This window comes from Polynucleobacter necessarius (assembly GCF_900096765.1).
GTDB classification, from domain to species: Bacteria; Pseudomonadota; Gammaproteobacteria; order Burkholderiales; family Burkholderiaceae; genus Polynucleobacter; species Polynucleobacter necessarius_F.
In genome coordinates, this window is sequence record NZ_LT615228.1 from 1,437,253 (window position 1) to 1,459,995 (window position 22,743).

The 22,743-nt window shown below is 45.1% G+C and carries 21 protein-coding genes, 3 pseudogenes and 1 riboswitch; of the genes and pseudogenes, 6 read left to right on the forward strand and 18 right to left on the reverse strand.

Going from position 1 to position 22,743, the window contains the following annotated elements:
* Positions 1–24 precede the first annotated feature (24 nt).
* Positions 25–420 (reverse strand): dihydroneopterin aldolase, encoded by a 396-nt coding sequence (locus tag DXE33_RS07445; RefSeq protein WP_114639327.1) that lies wholly within the window; start codon positions 418–420, stop codon positions 25–27.
* 21 nt (positions 421–441) lie between these two features.
* Positions 442–1,263: an SDR family oxidoreductase gene (locus tag DXE33_RS07450; RefSeq protein WP_114639328.1), complete on the reverse strand. Its 822-nt coding sequence runs from the start codon at positions 1,261–1,263 to the stop codon at positions 442–444.
* 25 nt (positions 1,264–1,288) lie between these two features.
* Between DXE33_RS07450 and DXE33_RS07455 the strand changes: the two genes are divergently transcribed.
* Positions 1,289–2,476: a class I SAM-dependent methyltransferase gene (locus tag DXE33_RS07455; protein WP_114639329.1), complete on the forward strand. Its 1,188-nt coding sequence runs from the start codon at positions 1,289–1,291 to the stop codon at positions 2,474–2,476.
* 2 nt (positions 2,477–2,478) lie between these two features.
* Here the strand turns inward: DXE33_RS07455 and DXE33_RS07460 are convergent, their stop codons facing one another.
* From DXE33_RS07460 to DXE33_RS07470, 3 genes are read right to left on the reverse strand one after another with little or no spacing between them, the layout of a single operon-like run.
* Positions 2,479–3,606: a polynucleotide adenylyltransferase gene (locus DXE33_RS07460; RefSeq protein WP_114639330.1), complete on the reverse strand. Its 1,128-nt coding sequence runs from the start codon at positions 3,604–3,606 to the stop codon at positions 2,479–2,481.
* Entirely contained in the window at positions 3,606–4,514 is a 909-nt protein-coding gene (locus DXE33_RS07465; protein ID WP_114639331.1) for a complex I NDUFA9 subunit family protein, read from the reverse strand. The genes DXE33_RS07460 and DXE33_RS07465 overlap by 1 nt, the downstream gene beginning before the upstream one ends.
* A gap of 28 nt (positions 4,515–4,542) precedes the next feature.
* A complete protein-coding gene (locus tag DXE33_RS07470; RefSeq protein WP_231970432.1) occupies positions 4,543–6,507 on the reverse strand; it encodes a lytic transglycosylase domain-containing protein in 1,965 nt (654 codons plus the stop codon).
* A 76-nt stretch (positions 6,508–6,583) separates the two neighbouring features.
* On the opposite strand from DXE33_RS07470, the gene DXE33_RS07475 reads away from it, so the two are divergent.
* On the forward strand, positions 6,584–7,201 hold the full coding sequence (locus DXE33_RS07475; protein WP_231970433.1) for a 5-formyltetrahydrofolate cyclo-ligase: 618 nt from the start codon (positions 6,584–6,586) through the stop codon (positions 7,199–7,201).
* A 12-nt stretch (positions 7,202–7,213) separates the two neighbouring features.
* Here DXE33_RS07475 and metF read toward each other — a convergent pair whose 3' ends face one another.
* The 3 genes from metF to metK form a co-directional block, all read right to left on the reverse strand.
* Positions 7,214–8,044 carry a methylenetetrahydrofolate reductase [NAD(P)H] gene (metF, locus tag DXE33_RS07480; RefSeq protein ID WP_114639333.1) on the reverse strand — a complete coding sequence of 277 codons (831 nt, stop codon included), beginning with the start codon at positions 8,042–8,044 and terminating at the stop codon, positions 7,214–7,216.
* Positions 8,045–8,078: 34 nt separating this feature from the next.
* Positions 8,079–9,524, reverse strand: coding sequence for an adenosylhomocysteinase (gene ahcY, locus DXE33_RS07485; RefSeq protein WP_114639334.1), 1,446 nt, complete (start codon positions 9,522–9,524; stop codon positions 8,079–8,081).
* Between the two features lie 61 nt (positions 9,525–9,585).
* Positions 9,586–9,698, reverse strand: a riboswitch (S-adenosyl-L-homocysteine riboswitch).
* A gap of 66 nt (positions 9,699–9,764) precedes the next feature.
* Positions 9,765–10,931, reverse strand: coding sequence for a methionine adenosyltransferase (gene metK / locus DXE33_RS07490; RefSeq protein WP_114639335.1), 1,167 nt, complete (start codon positions 10,929–10,931; stop codon positions 9,765–9,767).
* Between the two features lie 221 nt (positions 10,932–11,152).
* On the opposite strand from metK, the gene DXE33_RS10485 reads away from it, so the two are divergent.
* From DXE33_RS10485 to dapF, 3 genes are read left to right on the forward strand one after another with little or no spacing between them, the layout of a single operon-like run.
* A complete protein-coding gene (locus DXE33_RS10485; RefSeq protein WP_269460032.1) occupies positions 11,153–11,971 on the forward strand; it encodes an LpxL/LpxP family acyltransferase in 819 nt (272 codons plus the stop codon).
* Between the two features lie 35 nt (positions 11,972–12,006).
* Positions 12,007–12,528, forward strand: coding sequence for an LpxL/LpxP family acyltransferase (locus tag DXE33_RS10490; RefSeq protein ID WP_162785375.1), 522 nt, complete (start codon positions 12,007–12,009; stop codon positions 12,526–12,528).
* A 10-nt stretch (positions 12,529–12,538) separates the two neighbouring features.
* Positions 12,539–13,444, forward strand: coding sequence for a diaminopimelate epimerase (gene dapF / locus DXE33_RS07500; RefSeq protein WP_269460033.1), 906 nt, complete (start codon positions 12,539–12,541; stop codon positions 13,442–13,444).
* A 10-nt stretch (positions 13,445–13,454) separates the two neighbouring features.
* Here the strand turns inward: dapF and pyrE are convergent, their stop codons facing one another.
* Entirely contained in the window at positions 13,455–14,123 is a 669-nt protein-coding gene (pyrE, locus tag DXE33_RS07505; RefSeq protein ID WP_114639337.1) for an orotate phosphoribosyltransferase, read from the reverse strand.
* A gap of 8 nt (positions 14,124–14,131) precedes the next feature.
* Between pyrE and DXE33_RS07510 the strand changes: the two genes are divergently transcribed.
* Positions 14,132–14,917, forward strand: a complete 786-nt coding sequence (locus DXE33_RS07510) for an exodeoxyribonuclease III (protein ID WP_114639338.1) — start codon at positions 14,132–14,134, stop codon at positions 14,915–14,917.
* A gap of 25 nt (positions 14,918–14,942) precedes the next feature.
* Here DXE33_RS07510 and DXE33_RS07515 read toward each other — a convergent pair.
* The 9 genes and pseudogenes from DXE33_RS07515 to DXE33_RS07555 all read right to left on the reverse strand — a co-directional run bounded on the left by DXE33_RS07515 (position 14,943) and on the right by DXE33_RS07555 (position 22,731).
* Positions 14,943–16,018, reverse strand: a pseudogene (locus DXE33_RS07515) (AmpG family muropeptide MFS transporter).
* Between the two features lie 4 nt (positions 16,019–16,022).
* Entirely contained in the window at positions 16,023–16,616 is a 594-nt protein-coding gene (metW, locus tag DXE33_RS07520) for a methionine biosynthesis protein MetW (RefSeq protein WP_114639339.1), read from the reverse strand.
* Positions 16,613–17,752, reverse strand: a pseudogene (gene metX, locus DXE33_RS07525) (homoserine O-succinyltransferase MetX). The gene metW and the pseudogene metX overlap by 4 nt, the downstream one beginning before the upstream one ends.
* Positions 17,749–18,399, reverse strand: coding sequence for a nucleoid occlusion factor SlmA (gene slmA / locus DXE33_RS07530; RefSeq protein ID WP_114639340.1), 651 nt, complete (start codon positions 18,397–18,399; stop codon positions 17,749–17,751). The pseudogene metX and the gene slmA overlap by 4 nt, the downstream one beginning before the upstream one ends.
* A 10-nt stretch (positions 18,400–18,409) precedes the next feature.
* Positions 18,410–19,312, reverse strand: a complete 903-nt coding sequence (gene argB, locus DXE33_RS07535; RefSeq protein ID WP_114639341.1) for an acetylglutamate kinase — start codon at positions 19,310–19,312, stop codon at positions 18,410–18,412.
* A 12-nt stretch (positions 19,313–19,324) separates the two neighbouring features.
* Positions 19,325–19,702: an RNA polymerase-binding protein DksA gene (gene dksA, locus DXE33_RS07540; RefSeq protein WP_114639766.1), complete on the reverse strand. Its 378-nt coding sequence runs from the start codon at positions 19,700–19,702 to the stop codon at positions 19,325–19,327.
* A 216-nt stretch (positions 19,703–19,918) separates the two neighbouring features.
* Positions 19,919–20,963, reverse strand: a pseudogene (locus DXE33_RS07545) (CobW family GTP-binding protein).
* A 111-nt stretch (positions 20,964–21,074) separates the two neighbouring features.
* Positions 21,075–22,076, reverse strand: coding sequence for a tyrosine recombinase XerC (locus DXE33_RS07550; protein WP_114639342.1), 1,002 nt, complete (start codon positions 22,074–22,076; stop codon positions 21,075–21,077).
* Positions 22,057–22,731 carry a DUF484 family protein gene (locus DXE33_RS07555; RefSeq protein WP_114639343.1) on the reverse strand — a complete coding sequence of 225 codons (675 nt, stop codon included), beginning with the start codon at positions 22,729–22,731 and terminating at the stop codon, positions 22,057–22,059. Before DXE33_RS07555 ends, DXE33_RS07550 begins: the two co-directional genes overlap by 20 nt.
* Positions 22,732–22,743: the final 12 nt, after the last annotated feature.

The window sequence follows — 22,743 nt, forward strand, 5'->3', positions numbered from 1 at the left end:
TTTGAAATCTTCAAGAGTACTAAATTAAGACTGCTTCATCCGAAATACCTCAACCCCCACCGAATGACAGTCAGGATAAACATCAGGCTTGGCTGTGCTCACACGAGCCGCAAGAACCTTAGGATGTAACAGCATAGCAGTAACGATGTCATCACAAAATGTTTCTTGCAACTGAATATGGCCCTTAGACGCAAGCTCCTTAATCGTCTCACGCATGAAGTCATAGTCGACTACTTCATCAAGCTGATCATGAGTGGGCGTATTCATCTCCAGAGGGATGTGCAAATCCACATTCAAGATAACGCGCTGTTCTGCTCTTTTTTCAAAATCGTGAACACCAATATTGATATAGATTTCATAGTCACGCAAAAATAAACGGCGACAATCAACTAATGCGGGATGAGACAAAATAGCATGCATAAATAATTACTTTTTCGATACTTAATTGGTTTTAAACATCACATCACGTGATGAAGGCAGAAGATGTTGACCACCATCTACATATAAAGTGGTCCCAGTAATTGCGCTAGACTCTGCTAAGAATACTGCTGCTTTAGCAATATCATCTGGTGTCGAAGATTTGCCTAGTGGAGTCATTTGATGAGCTTTGCTAAAACCATCATTGGTTTGATCGCCTGACGGTAATGAAATACCAGGAGCTAAACCAACTACTCGCAGATAGGGAGCAAAATCCATTGCTAACAATTCAACTGAACTGGCTAATGCGGCTTTAGATAAGGTGTAAGACAAATAATCGGGATTAGGATTAATCAGCTTTTGATCTAATAACTGAATCACTGAAGGAACAATCTCCAAACCATCTTTAGCGGTGACATTACGTTTATTTTTCAGATACGTAAACATGAGTTGCGACAACAACATAGGCGCAGTTAAATTGACCTGCATATGCTTTTGCAAATTTGTTGCGATCAAAGGGTCTTGAGAGCTTGCACGGTCGTACTCAAAAATAGAAGCGCTGTTGACCAAGCATTCCAAATTAAATTCTTTAGTGACAGCAGAAAATAATTCCTGGACCGCTTCCTCATCAGCTAAATTAGCCCGAAAAGCTTGGGAGCGGACTCCAAGCGCCTGTATTTGAGCCAGCGTTTCTAAGGCGGCCTCTTCTGATCGCCCATAATGAATAGCCACATTCCACCCCTGACGGGCAAACTGCAAAGCCATGTCCCGACCTAGGCGCTTAGCAGCTCCGGTAACTAAAACGGCTTTTTCTTGCAGGGATGGATTGTTTGAACTCGGGTTCAATTAAATTCTCTTAGACTAGTGAGCTATGGATATTACCTTGACCAGCCTAGAAACGGAGCATAGCGCGCTTCTGAAAGCTAAAATAGCCTCCCAAATCGCATCTCAGGGCGGCTGGATACCTTTTTCCAGGTATATGGAGATGGCGCTCTATGAGCCTGGCATGGGTTATTACAGTGCTGGAGCCCATAAATTAGGGTCTGGAGGTGATTTCACAACCGCCCCAGAACTTACCCCCCTATTTGGGGCTGCGATTTGCTCCACCCTCATTCCTGTTCTTGAAGGTCTTCAGTCAAAGGGGCTTCCCACTCGTATCCTGGAATTCGGCGCTGGCACCGGCAAATTAGCAACATCCATTTTGAGTAGATTGCAGGATTTGGAGTTCCCCTTAGATCACTACGACATTGTGGAGATCTCACCAGATTTAGCAGAACACCAACAAGAGAGTATTAATAAAACTATCTCTGAGTTAGAAAGCAAAACTCAAACTCAATGGCTGTCTCAATTGCCAAAAGATTTCAAGGGCGTCATTCTGGCAAATGAAGTTATTGATGCCATCCCTTGTGATGCCATCATTTATCAAAATGGATTTTGGTATTGGCGCGGCGTCTCTTTTGAAGACAATCAATTTATTTGGAAAGTAGGCTCCCCAGTTAAACAAGAGCTCTTGCCTGAGAGCCTCCTAAGTGGCGACTTTTCAGAAGGATATATCACCGAATTACATACCCCTGCGAATGCCTGGATGCACCAGCTTTCCCTACATCTACACAGTGGCTTCTTTCTCACCTTTGACTATGGATTCCCAGAGAGAGAGTATTACCACCCACAAAGACTAGAAGGTACATTGATGGCACATCACCGTCATCACGCTATTCAAGATCCTTTTTATTTACCAGGCCTTTGCGATCTCACCACTCACGTAGATTGGTCACAAATTGCACGCAGTGCTCTTACAGACAATGTTGATGATGTTTATCTCACCAATCAAGCATCCTACTTATTAGATGCTGGTATCGGTGATATCGCTCTTGAAATAGGCGACCCTAGCAATCCAGAAACTTTTTTACCTATTTCTAATTCTCTTCAGAAATTGTTATCAGAAGCAGAGATGGGTGAGTTATTCAAAGCCTTTGCTTTTTCAAAGAACTTAGATCAACTAGTGCCCACTTGCTCGCTAGAGGACTTGCCTGGGTTGCGCGGTAGAAATCGCTTATAGATTTATTGCAGTAATGCAGTAGCAATGGCAGCCAAGCGCGCCGCTTCAAACGCACTTCCAATTCGCTCGCCATTCGAGCGATCTCCCACAGCCATGCCAGCAATAATCTCAGCTGTATTAATGGCTAGCGCGTTACGCATCGCTCTAATGAGTGGAGCAACTGGTAAGCCCAGCTTTTGTGCAAGCATAAGCAATGCTTGAGCGCGATCAGTTTTACGCCAAACATCGGCTCGATTAAACCAAGCTAAGATATCAAGCGCTTGATAGTTGGCATTGCTCTGATTCACAAGGGCAACTAGTTCACTGAAAATTTCACTGAAGTCACGCACCTCTATTGGCATACGCACACAATCTGCCCATGACCGAATTTCACTAGCTGATAAATGCATCAAAGTTAGTGCGCAGCGCTCTTCAAGACTATTGTCTACCAAATCATAGTGAGCAATTAAAGACTCTCTAAACACCTCATCAGTCAACTGATTAACTAAAGAAGCGGGAAGAATCGTTTTAGCAGCATCACTATCGAGCAATACTTGGAACATATGCATAGGCTTGCTTGCGACCAATCCTCTAGCTAGCTCTTGCCAAATACGCTCTGCAGAGAGTACCTGAAGTTCACCAGCCTTCACAATGGCTTGTAAAGCTGCCATAGTTTCTGTTGCAACACTAAATTGCGGAAAGCGTGCAGCAAAGCGAGCAATGCGCAATAAACGCAATGGATCATCAGCAAATGCATCAGATACATGCCGAAATACTTTTGCTGCTAAATCTTCTTGGCCGTTATAGGGGTCCAAAATGGGGCCGAACCACTTTCCATCTTCACCCACCTCTTGAGCCATGGCATTAATTGTTAAATCTCGACGCTGTAAATCCTGCTTAAGAGTAACGGTAGGATCGGCATAAAAATGAAAGCCTTTATAGCCTTGACCTGTTTTACGCTCAGTACGCGCTAATGCATATTCAGCTTGAGTTTGTGGATGCAAAAATACAGGGAAGTCTTTGCCGACTGGACGAAAACCCTTAGCTATCATTTCATCAACGCTTGATCCCACCACCACATAATCAATGTCGTGGACAGGCAAACCTATCAAGGTATCTCGAATGGCGCCGCCAACGGCATAAATCTTCATTACTGCATACCCTCTAGGCTGCGGCGATTGATTTGGAACACTTTCGTTAATGCATCCTTACCATTGGCCGGCAAGATGTTTGGCAATCTCATTGAAGCAATGTTATCGCGCGACATTAAAGTGGGTCCTGGCAAAAATTCAAATGCGAGCGCTTGCACATATCCGACTATTGCAGGTAATGGAATAATGGCGCAAGAAGTATTGGCTTTGCATGCAGCAAACTCTACGATCTCCTTCATGGTGTAGACAGTCGGCCCAACCAAATCATAGGACTGATGAATAGTTTTTGGCATAGCCAAAGATTTCACAAACGCAGTAGCCACATCATCCACACTCACTGGCTGGAACTGAGCCTGGCAATATGCTAAAGGCATTACCGGGAATAACTTTGTTAGCTTGCTAAATAAATTAATAAACTGATCTTGGGCCCCAAAAATCACAGATGGCCTAAAAATAGTCCAATCCAAATTACTTGCTTTTACTGCAGCTTCGCCATCACCTTTGCTACGCTGATACATCGACGGGCCTTGGGAGTCAGCCCCTAGAGCGCTCATGTGTAAATAGCGTTTGAGGCCATGTAACTGCATTGCTGTAATGATATTTTTTGGCAAATCAACGTGAGCGGCTTTGAAGACTCTGCCATACGGTGTTGCTGGTTTGTCATGCAACACACCGACTAAATTAATGACAGCGCCATGAGGCTGGATACGAGCACAGAGATTTTGCAAATCATCAAACTCATGAACATCAGCTTCCTCTACATAGACTTTAGGTAGCATGCGCAACTCACGCCCCGCAGCGGGATGGCTCGAAGGAATTAATACGGAATATCCAGCCAACTGCAATTGGGCCGCAATTACGCGCCCTACAAATCCATTACCACCAATTAGCAAGATGTCATATTTCATAGAAAATCTTCTCTTATAAGGACTAGAGTTACGGTAACTCTGATTGGGTTGCCGCCTTTGGAGTAATCACACCCAAGCGCTGCTTTAAAGATTGGTACTGGCCATTCATTACTGATGAATAATAGTTTGCATTCGACAAAACGTTTTTCACGTAAGTACGCGTCTCATTAAATGGAATAGTTTCAGCAAAAATAGCACCCTCTGTTGGGCCGGTTAATTTTTCACGCCAAACCTTCGAGCGCGAAGGGCCTGCGTTATAAGCTGCAGAGGCCAATACCCAGGAACCATCCAAATCAATCAAAACCATATTCAGATAATTACTGCCTAAAGTAAGGTTGGTATTGGTATCACTCAACTTGTCATTAGTGTAATTAGTCATACCAATCCTTTTAGCAACATACTTGGCGGTATTTGGCATCACTTGCATTAAGCCAGATGCGCCAACTGAAGAGGAGGCATTCATAATGAAGCGCGACTCTTGGCGAATCAACCCATATGCCCAAGCCAGATTCAAATCAATCTGTCTGGCTATAGGAGATAGCTCCTCGCGATATGGCGTGGGATAACGCAAGCTAAAATCATGCTCTTGTTTAGTACGATCAGCAGTATTAACTACACGGTCATACAAATTAATGCGCTTTGCATATTCAGCGGCGGCAAGCAATTGCTTGTCTGTCATATTGCGCAATTCCCAATTCCACTCGCGATTACCTTCAAAACGTAAGTTCATCGCATACAAGCGCTCCGCGCGAATAAAACCTTTGCGACTGGCCATGGCATCAATTTCTTGCTCACTTACTTTTGTGCGAGCCGGAGCATGATTTGACTTACCTAACTCTTCGCGAGCTAACTGGCCATAAAAGTTGTACTGATCAGCAATTAACTCATAGCTTTCACGAGCTTTGGTGTCCTGGCCTTCAGCTTTTAATGCACGGCCATACCAATAGGTCCAAGCAGGATCTTTATTGCGTACGGCAGGATTCATACCGTCAATCGCATTCTTGACTAAGACCCAATCTTTAGCACGTAATCCAGCACGAACTTTCCACTCTTGTGATTCAACTGAAATTAAATCGTTATATCCCAGCTCTTGCTGTAAGCGATAAGCATCATCAGCATTGGGATCTAATTTCTTTGCGAGAAACTGGCCAATCACGCCATAAGCTACGGCTTGATTCTCTTTGCTATAGCGTGATGCATTTTGGGAGAAATCACGATACGCTTTTGCTGGATCGGCTTTAGCGGCTTTGACAACATCTGCAATGGGATCTTCGCCACCGAGACGACGTGCCATGGTGTCATAGCCCTTCTCACTGGCAGCACGACCAATTGCCCTTGCTTCATTCGGCATCATACCGCCAGCTGCAACCAAAGCAGGGACTAACTCCTGACAGGCTTGGCCAAAATAACTTGGGTCTAGCAATACTGCGCGAGAATCAATTGCCAACTTGGTTGGGTTCTCACCTTGGGATAACTTCGATAGAAGTGAATAACACTTCACTTGAGTATCGTCATCTAAAACAAACTTAGCGTACTCAACATCAAAGCGCGCCCAATCTTTTCGCTTACCCAAAACCAATAGCCAATCATTACGCATACGATCAGCCAGAGCAGTGCCCTGATATTGATTTAAAAAAGCAACCACTTGCGAATCAGCGCTGTAATCTCCGCGCGGCACACCTGCACTATCAAACAATTGTGGCTTGATACGGAAATATGCCACATAGTCATCGAATGGATAGTTCGCCAAATTGGATGAAAGTTGCTGCGTACGAAATACATCATTCTTTTTGGCAGCTTCACGCAAGTCAATAAACATTCGATCTGTATCGGTAATTTCAGCGGGAGCTGCTTTGCTCTCATAAGACTTAGGTAAGACTGGCTTTTTGGACTTTTCTGCAAATGCATTTGGCAAGGCTAATATAAGCCCCAAAATCAGCGCTGTAGTCCATGCAAGAAATTGCCTTTGGTAAATAGAAAACTGCTTCTTCACTGTCTAACCTTATCCGTAATTACTGAGTATTAACTTATTTACTATATCTTTTAATTTTCGCCAGATAATGATCGATATGCACGAGAATTCGCCGAAATCTCTTCGTCAACATTTACTGAAGCAGCGTAGCGCATTTGCTGCTGAGCAAAATTACGCTCAAATTCAAGCAAACCTCATCGAGCACTTAAATCAGTTGCTAGCCGATCAAGGTGACTATTGGGAGTCTCTTGCGCTCTATTGGCCGATTCAGGACGAAATTGATTTACGCTCCACTCTACTGAGCTGGGCTAAGAATAATCCCGACCGAAGCCTCACATTGCCTTTTGCCCGCCCCGATAAACACCTCAATTTTTATCAATGGCGCCAAGGGGACAAATTGCTGCCCAGCAAGCATGGCGTCCCAGAGCCTGATCCAAACAATGCTGCCAGACCACCCATCAATCCCGACTGTATATTGATTCCCTGTGTCGGATGGTCTAGCTCAGTTGTCGATGGAAAAACTCGCTACTGGCGACTGGGTTATGGAGGCGGCTACTTTGACCGCACATTAGCTGAGCTGAGAAAGAAAAACCCCAAGCTTGTCTGCATTGGGGTTGGTTTTGATTGGCAAAAGTTAGATGATGCTCAATGGTCAGCCCAGACACATGATGAGCCGCTAGATATGCTGCTCACCGAGTCAGAGTTGCTACGCTAGGACAAACTGAACTTACTTCCCAAGGTCTAAATTATCAGCGATTGTTAAAACTGCATCAGCCTGATTGAGGGAATAAAAGTGCAGACCTGGCGAACCGGCAGTTAATAACTGATCACACAAATCCGTTACTACTTCTTCGCCAAATGCACGAATAGAGGCAACATCATCGCCATAGGACTGCAGGCGTAAACGTATCCAACGTGGAATCTCGGCGCCACAAGCATCAGAAAAACGCAATAACTGTGTACTGTTTGTAATTGGCATGATGCCAGCAATAATCGGCTGGGTAACCCCCAGATCGTATGCTTCATCAACAAACCGGAAATATGCATCGCTGTTATAGAAATACTGAGTTACAGCAGAATTAGCGCCTGCTTTCATTTTCTGCACAAAGAAATCAACATCGCTCGCAGGTGACTTTGCTTGCGGATGCGTTTCTGGATAGGCAGCAACATCAATATGAAACCAATCGCCAGTTTCAGCGCGAATAAATTCCACTAACTCATTGGCATGATGAAATTCACCATACTGACCCATGCCAGAAGGTAAGTCGCCACGAAGCGCAACAATGCGCTTAACACCTAAGGCTTGATATTGCTTGAGCATCTCACGCACACTTTCACGCGAGCTGCCAACACAAGATAAGTGGGGAGCAACGGCTGCGCCAGCAGCATGAATATCACTCACCACTTTTAAGGTGCCAGACTGAGTAGATCCACCGGCACCAAAAGTTACGGAATAAAACGCTGGCTTGAGTGTTTGGGTAAAACGCTCGAGCACGAGATGAAGCTTACTCTCGCCCTCAGGTGTTTTTGGAGGGAAGAATTCGACGCTTAATTTCATAATTTTGTGCCTAGTTATCTTTTAAAAAATTGGATTAATAACGATAGTGGTCAGCCTTATATGGGCCTTCTTTCGTTACACCAATGTAAGCAGCTTGTTGATCAGTTAATTCAGTCAACTGGGCATTGAGCTTCTTGAGCTGCAAACGCGCAACTTTCTCGTCCAAATGCTTAGGCAATGTGTAAACGCCGATTGGGTATTTATTGGTACCAACTGCATTCCATAATTCGATTTGTGCGATTACTTGATTGGCAAATGAGGAACTCATTACATAAGAAGGGTGCCCTGTGCCGCAACCCAAATTCACCAAACGGCCCTTAGCCAAAATAATGATGCGCTTTTCAGGCTGACCATTGGCGGCTGGGAAAATCACGTGATCTACTTGTGGCTTGATTTCTTCCCACTTGTATTTCTCGATACCAGCAACATCGATCTCATTATCAAAGTGGCCAATGTTACAAACGATGGCTTGATCTTTCATCTTCACCATATGGTCATGCGTGATTACATGGTAGTTACCAGTTGCTGAAACAAAGATGTCTGCTTTATCAGCAGCGTAATCCATAGTCACAACACGATAGCCTTCCATCGCCGCTTGCAATGCACAAATTGGGTCTACTTCAGTCACCCAAACTTGAGCAGACAAAGCACGCAATGCTTGAGCTGAACCCTTACCTACGTCACCGTAACCGCAAACAACTGCAACCTTACCTGCGATCATGACATCTGTAGCGCGCTTGATCGCATCTACCAGGGATTCACGACATCCATAGAGGTTATCGAATTTGCTTTTGGTTACAGAATCATTAACGTTGATTGCAGGAAACTTCAATTCGCCTTTAGCAAACATTTGATACAGGCGATGTACGCCAGTAGTAGTTTCTTCGGTAACGCCTTTTACTTTTTCCAAACGCGTTGAGTACCAGGTTGGATCTTGTGCCAATTTTTTCTTAATGGCGCCGAATAAGATAGTTTCCTCTTCGCTCGTTGGATGATTCAAGCATGCTTGATCTTTTTCAGCGCGCGCACCAAGGTGTAATAACAAAGTAGCGTCGCCACCGTCATCCAAAATCATATTGGTGTAACCGCCATCAGCCCACTCAAAAATGCGGTGCGTAAAGTCCCAATATTGCTCAAGGGTTTCGCCTTTGATCGCAAAAACTGGGGTGCCATTGGCAGCAATTGCAGCAGCGGCATGGTCCTGTGTTGAAAAAATATTACATGAAGCCCACTGTACTTCAGCGCCGAGCGCCTCAAGAGTCTCAATCAATACTGCAGTTTGAATGGTCATATGCAATGAACCAGTAATGCGTGCACCACGTAATGGCTGCTGTGCAGCAAACTCATCACGAATGGCAATCAAGCCGGGCATCTCAGTTTCAGCAATAGCAATTTCTTTGCGGCCAAAGTCAGCCAAAGAAATATCAGCAATAGCACAACGGGTTGCTACAAAATTATTTAAATCAGAAACGGTATTCATTCTTGCTCCAGCTAAATACGATCCAATGCTGGAGTAGATACTCGCTAGCCATTGAATCATGGGTTAGCGAGCGCGGTTGCATTCAGCAAACTCCGCAGATATCCAGAGAGTTCACTCCCTTCAAGCCTGGGGAAGTGCCGGATTTCAGCATTCCTTGCAACGCTCCTTGAAAGTATGGCGTAATTGTAAACAATTACGCCATATTTCGTCTCAATACTACTAAAACTGCTTTTTTACCGCTTACAGACCTGCTGCTGCACGTAAGGCTGCTGCTTTGTCTGTTTGCTCCCAGGTAAATTCTGGCTCTTCACGACCAAAGTGGCCATAAGCAGCAGTCTTACGATAGATTGGGCGCAAGAGGTTAAGCATCTTCACGATTCCTTTTGGACGGAGATCAAAGTGCTCAGATACCAATTGAGCGATCTTCTCATCAGAAATCTTGCCAGTACCGAAGGTGCTGACCATGACTGAAGTTGGCTTAGCAACACCAATCGCATAGGAGATCTGAATCAAGCACTTGCTTGCTAAACCAGCAGCCACGATATTCTTCGCGACATAACGACCGGCGTAAGCAGCAGAACGGTCAACCTTAGACGGGTCTTTACCTGAGAATGCACCGCCACCATGAGGCGCTGCGCCACCATAGGTATCCACAATAATTTTGCGACCAGTTAAACCGCAATCGCCTTGTGGGCCACCAATCACGAAACGACCTGTTGGATTTACCAAGAAGTTAATTGCCCCTTTGATCAAATGCTTAGGCAATACTGGCTTGATGATTTCTTCGATTACTGCTTCGCGCAATTTTTCAAGAGAAATATCTTCATCATGCTGAGTGGAGAGGACAACGGTATCGATGGAATCAGGCTTGCCATCAACATAACGCAATGTCACTTGTGACTTTGCGTCCGGACGCAACCAATTGAGACGACCATCGCGACGCAATTGTGATTGACGCTCTACCAAGCGATGTGACAAATGAATTGGCAAAGGCATGAGCTCTGCAGTTTCATCACAAGCGTAACCAAACATCAAGCCTTGGTCACCAGCCCCTTGATCCAAACCATCATCATGAGCCTTATCAACACCTTGAGCGATATCTGGACTTTGCTTATCGTAAGCAACCAATACTGCACAACCTTTGTAGTCAATACCGTAGGCAGTGTTGTCGTAACCAATTTCACGCAAGGTATTGCGTGCTACTTGAATGTAGTCAACGTTTGCATTCGTAGTAATTTCACCTGCGAGAACCACCAAACCGGTGTTGCATAAAGTTTCTGCTGCAACACGTGCAGTTGGATCTTGAGCCATAATGGCATCAAGGATCGAATCAGAAATTTGGTCTGCTACTTTATCGGGGTGACCTTCAGAGACTGACTCTGAGGTGAAGAAATAATCATTTGCCATTGCACATTCCTTAAAAATTAACACGATCTATGGGACAACTCGACGTGCCAGGAACCACAATGGCGACGCTTTAGCAGAATTTTTGAATCGCCCTGCAAGTTGTCTTAACTTGTCTTAACTCAGCGATGGCTAGATTTTATCCGAAAACCACTAAATTCAGCAAGGTAGGCGCACATCTTCACTTTCTGCCACTCTTTGACAGCATTGAATATCATTAGGGGGTGCGAAAACTCTTACTGAAAGCTAGCCTTCATCTCATTGCCGCTCTACCCCTTGCTGTAGTACAGGTATTGGGATCATTGCTGGGCATGCTCGCTTACGTGGGCTCAAAACAATATCGCTCGCTTTTCAGACCTCAATATGAATCTGTAGTGAATGCTCGCAAACTTCCACTGAAGCTATGGAGTGCAATCAGAGCATCAGGCATGTTGTTCTCGGACAGTCTTTGGATTTGGCGTAATCCCCAAAAAGCATTAAAGCGAGTAGAGGTCCAAAATTGGGATGTAGTAGAGACCGCAATTCATGAGGACCACGGTCTTGTCATGCTCACCCCACACCTTGGCGGCTTTGAAATTATTCCTCGGGTATTGGCGCAGCATTTTCCTGCCACTATCCTCTATCGCCCTTCACGCCAAGAATGGCTTAACGAAGTAGTTGAAGAAGGTCGCGCCTACCCAAACATACATTTTGTTCCCACCAATCTCAACGGAGTTCGCCAAATGACTAGAGCCCTGACTCGTGGCGAAGCGATTGGCATTCTTCCATACAGCATTACAGTGAGTGTTGGTTATGGCTTAGGCTGGCTTGCTGCTCACATCCCCAATAGTCGCGCCCGAGTAGTTAAAACTAATTTGCGACTGTGCTTTCCCCATCTCACAGAAATAGAAATTGATAATCTCGCTCTAGAGCACTGGAAATTATTTGGTCGTAGCGTAGAGTCGAACGCAGCAGGGTTTGGCTTGGAACTAGGAACCAAATTCTTTCTTTCGTTTCCATCAGCTCTGAGATTGATCTTGGCGATGGAAAACCCCGCATCTTAGTGAACCCTCATTTTGTTGGGCTAGAGGGTGGCTTCATGGCATTTTCAGCCTTAAGCGCATGCAATCATTGGCCTAATAGTGTGGGCTTGTACCAAAAAATGAAAAACCCACTTTTCAACCAGAAGATGGTGCAGTGGCGCGACCGTTTTGGGGGCAAATCGATTGAAAGACAAAGCCGCTTACGGGATTTGCTCCGTGAGCTCAAACGAGGCAACGTGGCTATCATTGCGCCAGATATAGACCTCGGACCTCAAAATTCTATCTTCGCGCCATTCTTTGGCATTCAAACAAGCACCGTGGACTCCGTTTCACGCTTGGCAAAGCTTGCAAATGCAGAGGTCAATCTCATGACCACAACCCTAAACAAAGATCGAAAGGGTTATACCTGTCACATTAGCAAGCCACTTCCAAATTTTCCTAGCGATGACCCAAAGGAAGATACAGTGCGTTTAAACCAATATATCGAAGGGCTTGTTCGAGAAAGACCAACAGAGTACTATTGGGTTCATAAACGCTTTAAACATCGGCCTGCTGGCGAGCCAAGCCTTTACGATTAACGAGATAGCTTTGAACACACCCCTGAGTAATGTTGGACGCAAAATACGCTTCACCAAAATGCATGGTGCGGGCAATGATTTCATTGTGCTTAATGGTATCGAGCAAGACCTGAGCAATATCTCACAAACTCAATGGCAATCATTAGCACATCGTCAATTTGGTGTTGGCGCAGATCAAATCCTATTAGTTGAAAAAGCGACGCGGCCCGATGCAGATTTTCGTTATCGTATTTTTAATGCTGACGGTGGCGAAGTAGAGCAATGTGGCAATGGCTCACGCTGTTTTGTACGTTACGTTCTTGATCATGGTTTATCAACGAAGAACCCCCTTCGAGTTGAAGTAGCCCACACTGTATTAACTCTTCACTCTCGTCCAGACGGACAGGTTGAGGTAAATATGGGCGCACCTATTTTTGAACACAGCCACATTCCATTTAATGCAGCCGGCTTAGCGAGCGTTCAAGAATTTCAAGAAACTCTTTATGCGCTGCCCTTAAATTACCCAGCCATGCACGATAGTTTTGTTGGTGTTTTATCCATGGGCAATCCTCATGCCGTACAAGTAGTTGGGAATTTAGAGAGTGCGCCAGTGCTGCAAGAGGGTCCTGAAATTGAAGAACATCCTGCCTTTCCAAAAAGAGTCAATGCAGGCTATATGCAGATCATGAATCGCAATGAAATCGAACTCCGCGTGTATGAACGCGGTGCAGGCGAGACTTTGGCTTGCGGCACCGGCGCTTGTGCGGCGGTCGTTTCGGGAATTAGAAGAGACTTATTGGATTCGCCAGTAAAAGTGCATACCCGTGGCGGCGATCTTCAAATTGCTTGGGATGGCATTGCTAACAATGTTGCCAAGCCTGTCATCATGACTGGACCAGCAGTGACGGTATTTGAGGGTGAAACTGAAATCAAGTAGCTACTTTTTCTTAGATTCCGTACTTATCACGATACGCTTTTACTGCAGGCAAATAATTGCTGAGCTGAGCATCGCTGGAGGCTGTTAAGAAAGACATTAATCCTGTGAGATTGGCAATCGCAATCACTGGTAAACCAAATTCTTGCTCAACCGCTTGCACAGCAGACTTCTCTCCGATTTCTGTTGCGCTTCCAGATCTTTCCATGCGATCGAGCGCAATTAAGACTGCAGCTGGCTCTGCCCCTGCATTGCGAATCAAATCCACTGACTCTCTGACTGATGTCCCTGCAGAAATCACGTCATCAACAATGACTACCTTACCCTTAACTGGCGCACCAACTAATACGCCGCCCTCACCATGATCCTTGGCTTCTTTTCGGTTATAGGCATATGGCACGTTAACGCCATCATTTGCTAAAGCAATCGCCGTAGCAGCAGCCAAGGTAATGCCCTTGTATGCGGGGCCATACAACATATCAAATGCAATCTTTGACTCTTGTAAAGCCTTGGCATAGTAACGACCTAGGGCACTTAAGCGTGCGCCATCACTAAATTCTCCAGCATTAAAAAAATAAGGCGAGATTCTTCCTGCTTTAGTTTTAAACTCCCCGAAAGACAAAACCTTTGCCTCTAAGGCAAAACGAATAAAGTTATCTTGATTTGAATTATTTGAGCTCATAGGCCTCCATGTTACGCATCATTTCAGCGAACCTCAACGGTATTCGTTCAGCAATCAAAAAAGGGTTTCTATCTTGGGCCCTGAAACAAAATGCCGACTTCATCTGCATGCAAGAGATCAAAGCTCAGCGCGACGACTTAGAGGATGCCATTCTCAATCCTGACGGTTTATATGGCTTTTTTCATCATGCCGAGAAAAAAGGCTATAGCGGTTGCGGAATCTATACTCCTCACAAGCCAGATGAAGTTCTCTATGGCTACGGTAATGAAGAGTTTGATGCCGAGGGGAGGTACGTTGAGGCTCGCTTCAAAGGGTTGTCAGTCATTTCGGTATATATGCCCTCAGGCTCAAGCTCACCAGAACGTCAAGAGGCCAAATATCGCTATCTTGATAGTTTTCTACCTCACCTAGTAAAGCTTAAAAAATCCGGTCGTGAAATCGTCCTTTGTGGTGACGTGAATATTGCCCACCAAGAAATTGACCTAAAAAAAAACTGGAAAGGTAATCTGAAAAATTCAGGCTTCTTACCAGAGGAGCGTGCATGGCTAACTAATCTCTTCGATAAAGAGGGTTATGTTGATGTATTTCGAAAACTTGAACCAGAGGCAAGTGAGTCTTGTTATACCTGGTGGAGTAATCGTGGCCAAGCGTATGCTAAAAATGTTGGGTGGCGCATCGACTATCACATCAGTACCCCAGGAATTGCTGCTACCGCAAAAATGACTGCTGTTTATAAGGATGAGCGCTTTTCTGATCATGCACCACTGACCGTAGATTACGACTGGAAGCTTTAAGAAAGAATTTTCTCTTGTATTCGATTTAGTCTTTTTGAATTTGGACGATCTTAAAGTGTATCGTCGCCCAAATTAAGAGAAAGACCGGCACGCCAATAATCGCGGTCCCGTAGAAGAATGCTGGATAGCCAAAGTGGTCTACAAAAACGCCAGAAAAGCCCGCTAGCCATTTCGGTAGCAGCAGCATCATTGAACTAAATAAGGCGTACTGCGTAGCTGAATACCGAATATCGGTAAGCGAAGATAAAAACGCAATGTAAGTACGCCACCAACAAACGCGCCCACCAAAGTCATCACTACGCCGAAAACTTTGCTGACTGCAGCTACCTCGTCTTTGGTGTAACCCATATCGACATAAAAGGGATTGGCCATAATACCCATCACCACATCGCTAATGCGATAGATGGCAATCAAAGACAAAATCAAAATAGCATGCCAACGATAACGAGCAATAAATTCTGCGAAAGGCTCAATCAAGGTTTGAAAGAGCCATTCTTTTGCGTTGCGCACTTTTACCAATTCATAACGTACTGGCTCTTGACTAAACAAAGTGGTTAAAACACCAACGCTAATTGAACCAGCCATGCACAAATAAGCAAATTGCCAGACTCCAGCATCATAACCGTCACCCGTCTGAGCTCGAGCAGCTAGCCATAACACCCCTGCGCCAGCCCAAATCAAGGCAAGACGATATCCCGTCTGATAAGTGGCCGCCAATGCAGCCTGATGATCGCTATTGGCTGACTCAATTCTGAAGGCATCTAATGCGATATCTTGAGTGGCTGAACCAAATGCCACCAACAATGCACACCATACAATGGAATTCAAAGCTAGCTTGGGATCGAGCGTTGACATTCCCACCAGACCCAAAATGATGAGCGCCTGAGCAAACAAAAGCCAACTTCTTCTGCGACCCAAGAGCTTTGTCAGAATAGGAATTTGTACGCGATCAATGCCTGCCTCACGCAGCCAAAAACTTAAAGTTCCCAGTATGAGCAAGAGTGGCAAACCTGCAGAGAAGCCTAAAAATAGCATACGCAAGCAGGGCCACTCGAGATATACCCGAAAGTCTTTTAACCAAGACTGAATGGTATTGAGCACAAGATTAAGCGCGACTAACGCGGAATAAGGCCAAGCTACCAAATAAATTTGGCATTAAGGTCACCTGTCGACCATCATGCAAGATGTATTGATCTAACACTTTCAGACCCAGACTAGAGGCGAGCTTTTCAAAATCAGCAACGGTCAAGACGCGCACGTTAGGTGTGTTGTACCACTGATAAGGCAAACTTTTTGATACTGGCATACGACCAAGACCAACTGCTAGACGATGAGACCAATGTCCAAAATTTGGAAAAGAAACAATTGACTCTTTGCCGACTCGCACGACTTCACGCAAAATCTTTTCAGTTTGATGAATCGTTTGTACGGTTTGAGATAGAACAACCGTATCAAAACTATTGTCTTCAAACAAAGCCAGGCCGCCCTCTAAGTCTTGCTGGATAACGTTCAAACCTTTTTGTACACAAGAGAGCACGCGTGCATCATCAATCTCAACACCATAGGTATGCACCGGCTTTTGCTTTTGCAAGAACTCTAAAAAACTTCCGTCACCACAACCCAAATCAAGTACCTGACTATTAGGCACAATCCATTGTGCGATGGCCGCAAAATCGGCGCGATTGTTCACTAAGCTCATGATTGAACCTCGCGCATTTGTTTGAAATAAGCCCGCACTAAATTGTGATAACGCTCATCATCTAAAAGAAAAGCATCATGACCATAGGGTGCATCGATCTCTGCATAAGTCACCTCGCTCTTATTACTCAGCAATGACTGAACAATCTCGCGGCTACGATAAGGCAGGAAGCGCCAATCGGTTGAGAAACTCACCACTAAGAATTTAGCACGTACCTCAGCTAGCGCACGATTCAGACTGCCACCATAACGGCGAGAGGGGTCAAAGTAATCCAGTGCACGGGTGATTAACAAATAGGTGTTGGCATCAAAGTAATTAGAAAACTTATCACCTTAATGACGCAAATAACTTTCGACTTCGAACTCTACGTCAAAACTAAAACGATAGTCATTGGGCTCACCATTGGGGCGTTGTAATTCGCGCCCAAATTTTTCAGCCATATCGTCATCCGATAAATAGGTGATATGACCAACCATTCTCGCCAATCTCAGACCACGTTTTGGCACTACACCATGCTCGTAGTAATTGCCGCCATAAAATTCGGGGTCAGACAAAATGGCATTACGAGCCACTTCATTGAAAGCAATATTCTGTGCGCTTAACTTTGGTGTCGATGCAATCACAACACAATGATCAAGGCGCTTAGGAAACTGAATAGACCAAGCCATAGCTTGCATACCACCTAAACTACCACCCATCACCGCTGCAAATTTACGAATGCCTAACTTATCAGCCAAGCGTGCTTGTGTATTGACCCAGTCTTCAACCGTGACTACAGGAAAATCTGCGCCATAAGGCTTACTGGTTGCTGGATTAATACTCATAGGCCCAGTTGAACCAAAGCAAGAGCCCAAATTATTCACGCCGATGACAAAGAAGTGATTGGTGTCGACCGGCTTGCCTGGTCCAATCATGTTGTCCCACCAACCAATATCCTCCGGGTCTTCTGGACTAGGGCCAGCGACATGATGAGACGCATTGAGTGCATGGCAAATTAATACGGCATTACTTTTATCAGAATTAAGTTTGCCGTATGTCTCAATGACTAAATCGTAACCAGAGAGAATGGCGCCGCTCTGCAAAGGCAAGGGCTCAACAAAATGGATAGTGTTTCTAGAGAGATTGAGCTCGCTCATTCTGAAAGAAGAAGGCGCAAACTAGCATCAGAGGCCTCGGTTGGCATTTTTTTAAAGCCGCTACGCGCAAAGCGATGCCAACGGCCCAATACAAAACTCATTAACATTGCCGCACGAACGCTGACCTCTTCTTGCCCGAGTTGAGCCCATGCGCCTCCCTGAGTTTGGGCAATACGCAACGCTTGTTTCAACGATGCCTCTACGCGATCTAATACCTGAGTAATGCGTTCTTGCAAACGATCATCTTCTTGCAATAAAGCATCGCCCAGTAAAACTCGAGTCATACCAGGATTTTTTTCCGCGAAGACTAACAGCATCTGCAAAATACCGCGCGCCTGAGCAAGCCCCAACTCTTCTTTTTGATTGATCTGGTTAATCAAACCAAAAACAGTTTGTTCAATAAAAGAAATAAGACCTTCAAACATCTGCGCTTTACTAGCAAAGTGGCGATATAAAGCCGCCTCAGAAACTTCAATCTTTGCAGCTAGGGCAGCCGTTGTAATACGCTCACCCTTTGGGTTTTGCAGCATCTCTACCAGCACCTGCAAAATTTGTAGGCGACGCTCTCCCGGACGAGGACGTTTGCGTGCTTTACCAGCGTCAGCGTTGCTGCTGTCGATACCTGCCGGTTCTATAGATTCACGCATAGTTATTAATTTATCTGGAACGAATCATCGTACCGAACGCTTGTTCAGTCAGAATTTCTAACAATAAGGAATGCTCAATACGGCCATCGATGATGTGAACTGAATTTACCCCGCTCTTAGCTGCATCTAAAGCAGAAGAGATCTTAGGTAACATACCACCCGAAATCGTGCCATCAGCAAATAAAGCTTCAATTTCTCGAGCCGTTAAATCAGTTAACAACTTGCCATCTTTATCCATCACGCCAGGAATATTAGTCATCATGACTAACTTCTCAGCATGCAAAATTTCCGCCATTTTGCCAGCTACTAAGTCAGCATTAATGTTGTAAGCCTGACCTTCTTCGCTAAATCCAATTGGGGAGATCACTGGAATAAACGCATCATCCTGCAAGGCTTTCACCACAGCAGGATTAATCGCTTCAATTTCACCAACGAACCCAATATCCACTTTTTTACCTGGTTCAGAATCGCTAGGAATCATCATTTTCTTCGCGTGAATCAAGCCACCGTCTTTACCGGTTAAACCGACTGCTTGACCGCCAAAATGGTTAATTAGCATGACTATGTCTTGCTGGACCTCACCGCCCAAGACCCACTCTACTACTTCCATTGTTTCGTCGTCGGTAACGCGCATACCTTGAATAAAGGTACCGGTCTTGCCAATCTTTTTCAGAGCTTCATCAATTTGAGGGCCGCCACCATGAACCACTACTGGGTTCATGCCAACTAGTTTGAGCAAAATCACATCGCGTGCAAAGCCCTCTTTAAGGCGCTCTTCAACCATGGCGTTTCCGCCGTACTTAATCACAATAGTCTTACCGTGATACGCACGTATATAGGGCAACGCTTCAGCAAGAATTTCTGCCTTTAATAAAGGTGAGATATCGCTCAGAGTAGGTAGATGCTTAGTCATTGCAGGTTCGACTTATTCGCCAAATAATTTTTGACGAAGCTCACGACGTTCTTGAGCTTCGAGAGATAAATTGGCTGTAGGCCTTGCAATTAAACGATTCAAGCCGATTGGTTCGCCAGTTTCTTCACACCAACCATAGTCACCAGACTCAATTCGGCTGAGCGCTTGTTCAACTTTTTTCAAGAGCTTGCGCTCGCGATCGCGCGTCCGTAATTCCAATGCATATTCTTCTTCAATCGTTGCACGATCTGCAGGATCAGGCACTAAAATATTTTCACGAAGATGTTCTGTGGTTTCGGATGCATTTTTTAAAATGTCATCTTTAAGTGTAAGTAGTTTTTGACGGAAAAAGTCCAGCTGTGCAGCGTTCATGTAGTCCTTGTCGGACATCTTGAGCAGTTCGGCCTCGGTTAAAGGCGCGCCTTTCACTGCTTTTGCACTACTAGCTTTGCTACTGGTTTTTGTAGCCGCTGGTTTTGTTGCTGTTTTTACCGTCATTTCATTCTTTCCTGGTTTGAAGCATTATTGCCTCATTCTGCCAAACTCAAACTTATTTATCAATATTATTGAATCTAGGCCGTGGCGGCGGATTGTACCCGAAACTGTCTAGGCCAAACACCCCTCAAGCCCTGCTAATAGGGCGTCCTTAGGCAAATCAATGCCAATAAAGACCATTCTGGTTTGCTTGGGTTCTGTACCCCATGGACCAGCCAAATCGCTACCCATCATCTGATGAACCCCCTGAAACACCACTTTTCGGTTGCTACCCTTCACATAAAGCACGCCTTTGTAGCGCAACATCTTCTCTCCAAAGACCTCCAAAATGCCGCCCAGGAAGTCTTCCAGTTTTTTATGATCAAAGGGTTTATCACTACGAAAAACAAAGGATTGAATACGATCCGTGTGCCCTTCATGACCATGGTGATGATGGTCATGGCTGTGGTCGTGGCCACAGGTGCTGTGATCATGGTCATGAGAATGGTCGTGACCACAATGCTCGTGATCATGGTCATCCTGCTCCAAAAAGTGCGGGTCCATATCTAACTTAGCGTTGAGGTTGAAGCCTTTGAGATCTAAAACCGCATTTAAAGGAACTATACCTTTTGAAATGCCAGTAATAGGCGCCCTTGGGTTCATATGCATCAGGCGGGTGCGTAAGGCTTCCACCTCAGCCAGGGAAGACTAAATCAGTCTTAGTAATAAAAATTTGATCGGCAAAGCCAACCTGACGTTGCGCTTCTTCATGCTCGTTGAGCTGTTGTTGACCATGTTTCGCATCAACCAGGGTCACCACGGCATCTAATACATAGTGATCGGCAACATCATCATCCATAAAGAAGGTTTGAGCAACAGGGCCTGGATTAGCAACACCAGTAGTTTCAATCACCACGCGATCAAAGCTGATCTTCTTATCTCTGCGCTGTTCCCACAGTTCGCTCAGAGCCTCAACGAGATCTCCCCGAATCGTGCAGCAAATGCAACCATTGCTCATCTGCACAATATTTTCTTCATGGTCCTGAACCAGGATATCGTTATCAATATTCTCTTCACCAAACTCGTTCTCAATTACTGCGATTTTTTTACCGTGATCTTCAGTGAGAATATGTTTTAGTAAAGTGGTTTTTCCACTGCCTAAAAAGCCGGTCAACACTGCCTAAAAAGCCGATCAAAATTGTTACTGGAATTAAAGTCATGTGCGATCCAATCAAATTCAATAATCGTGCATTCCCAAAATCGAGAACCTTCTATATTACCGAGTTCTTTAGTCTTTGCCAGCCTTTGCTCTAGGATGCGCTTTATCGTATGCCTGGGCTAGATGTTGAAAATCTAAGGACGTATAAATCTGGGTACTAGCGATACTGGCGTGACCCAACATTTCTTGTACTGCTCGCAAATCTTGTGAAGATTGCAAAACATGACTAGCAAAACTGTGCCGCATCATATGGGGGTGTACATGGGTAGGCAAACCTGCACGTATTGCTAAGGATCTTAATCTGGCTTGAACCGTTCTTGGCGATAGTCTTTTTCCGCTGGTCGACAAAAACAGGGCGTTCGATTGCTCTGCATAATTACTGGCATCTCGGATCTGTCGCCACTCTTTGAGAGATTGCATTGCAGGAACCCCGACGGGCACTGAACGTCTCTTGCCCCCCTTGCCCAAGACTGTAACCTCAGCAGCATCCCAATCTAGCCAACCCGCTGACTCCTGTTGGCGATCTTTACTCTGAACTACATCAATTCCCAAGAGCTCGGAAAGACGCAAGCCTGATGAGTACAGCAAATCAATAATTGCGGCATCTCGGATTGACTCAAGATCTTTTTGTTCTTGGGACTCTTTCACTGCCTGCTGAACTAAGGCTAAAGCCTGCTCAACCGATAAAGCTTTAGGCAAAGACTTCAAGCGCTTTGGCGCTTTGACATCATCAACAGGATTAGCAACGAGATTAACGAGAGTCTTGCCTGTGCCGGCATTGCGTCTAGCATCTTTTTCAGTAAGCCAGTCATACCAACCTCGCCATGCTGAAAGGGCTCTGGCAATGCTGCGTGAAGATTTTCCTTGTGAGTGCAAGCGACCAGCCCAGCGACGTACATGACCATTGCTTACCTTTAATAAGTCAATTGCATCTTCTTGAGCAAAATTTTGTAGATCACTCAGATCCATTCCATACGCTTTTAGCGTGTGGGCAGAGAGCTGGCGCAAAACATGCAACTCTTGTAAATACTCCTGCAAGAGAGGATGAAGTTCAGCTAGCTTTAGTTTCATAAGCTTGGACACGATCCAAGGCTGCCGCAGTTAACTCTGCGATTTGACGCAGGTAAAACGCGCCCATATCAGCAGTAAATCGACTTTCGTCTTTACTTACCAACAAAAGCACGCCAGGCGATTGAGATGCGCCAAGGCTTCTACCCAGCGGCAAGCCAATTGCCACCATGCTCTGCCACTCTGGATCAAGAGTAGTTTGAGTAGCCAAAAGATTTAAGCTAGCGGCTGCTAGCTCCTTAATGGAACCACACAAGGGCGTATCCACCCAGGGACCAAAAGCAGAATTTGGGCCGATCAATTGCGCAGACTCTACTTCAAACACCTCAGCCAAACCTGTTGTGATTGCAGTTTCTACTTCGGCCTTTGTATTTGCTTTCATCAAGCGCAACAACCAAGCCACTAGACTTTGCTGAGTTTTGTCGTTACGACTACCAAAATGCAGCATTTCACTTAAACGACGATTGAGCTCTTGATTTTGAGTTCGCAGCACTGTCATCTGACGCTCTTGCAGGGAGATAGCGCGATCCTCGTGTGGATGTTTAATGCGAATCTCATTAAACAAATTAGCGTAACGCTCAAAAAAGCCTGGCATTACACGCAACCACTCTGCAACCAACTCTTCTTGTTCTGCCTGCTTAGGATCAATAGCACTCATCTATCACTTTCT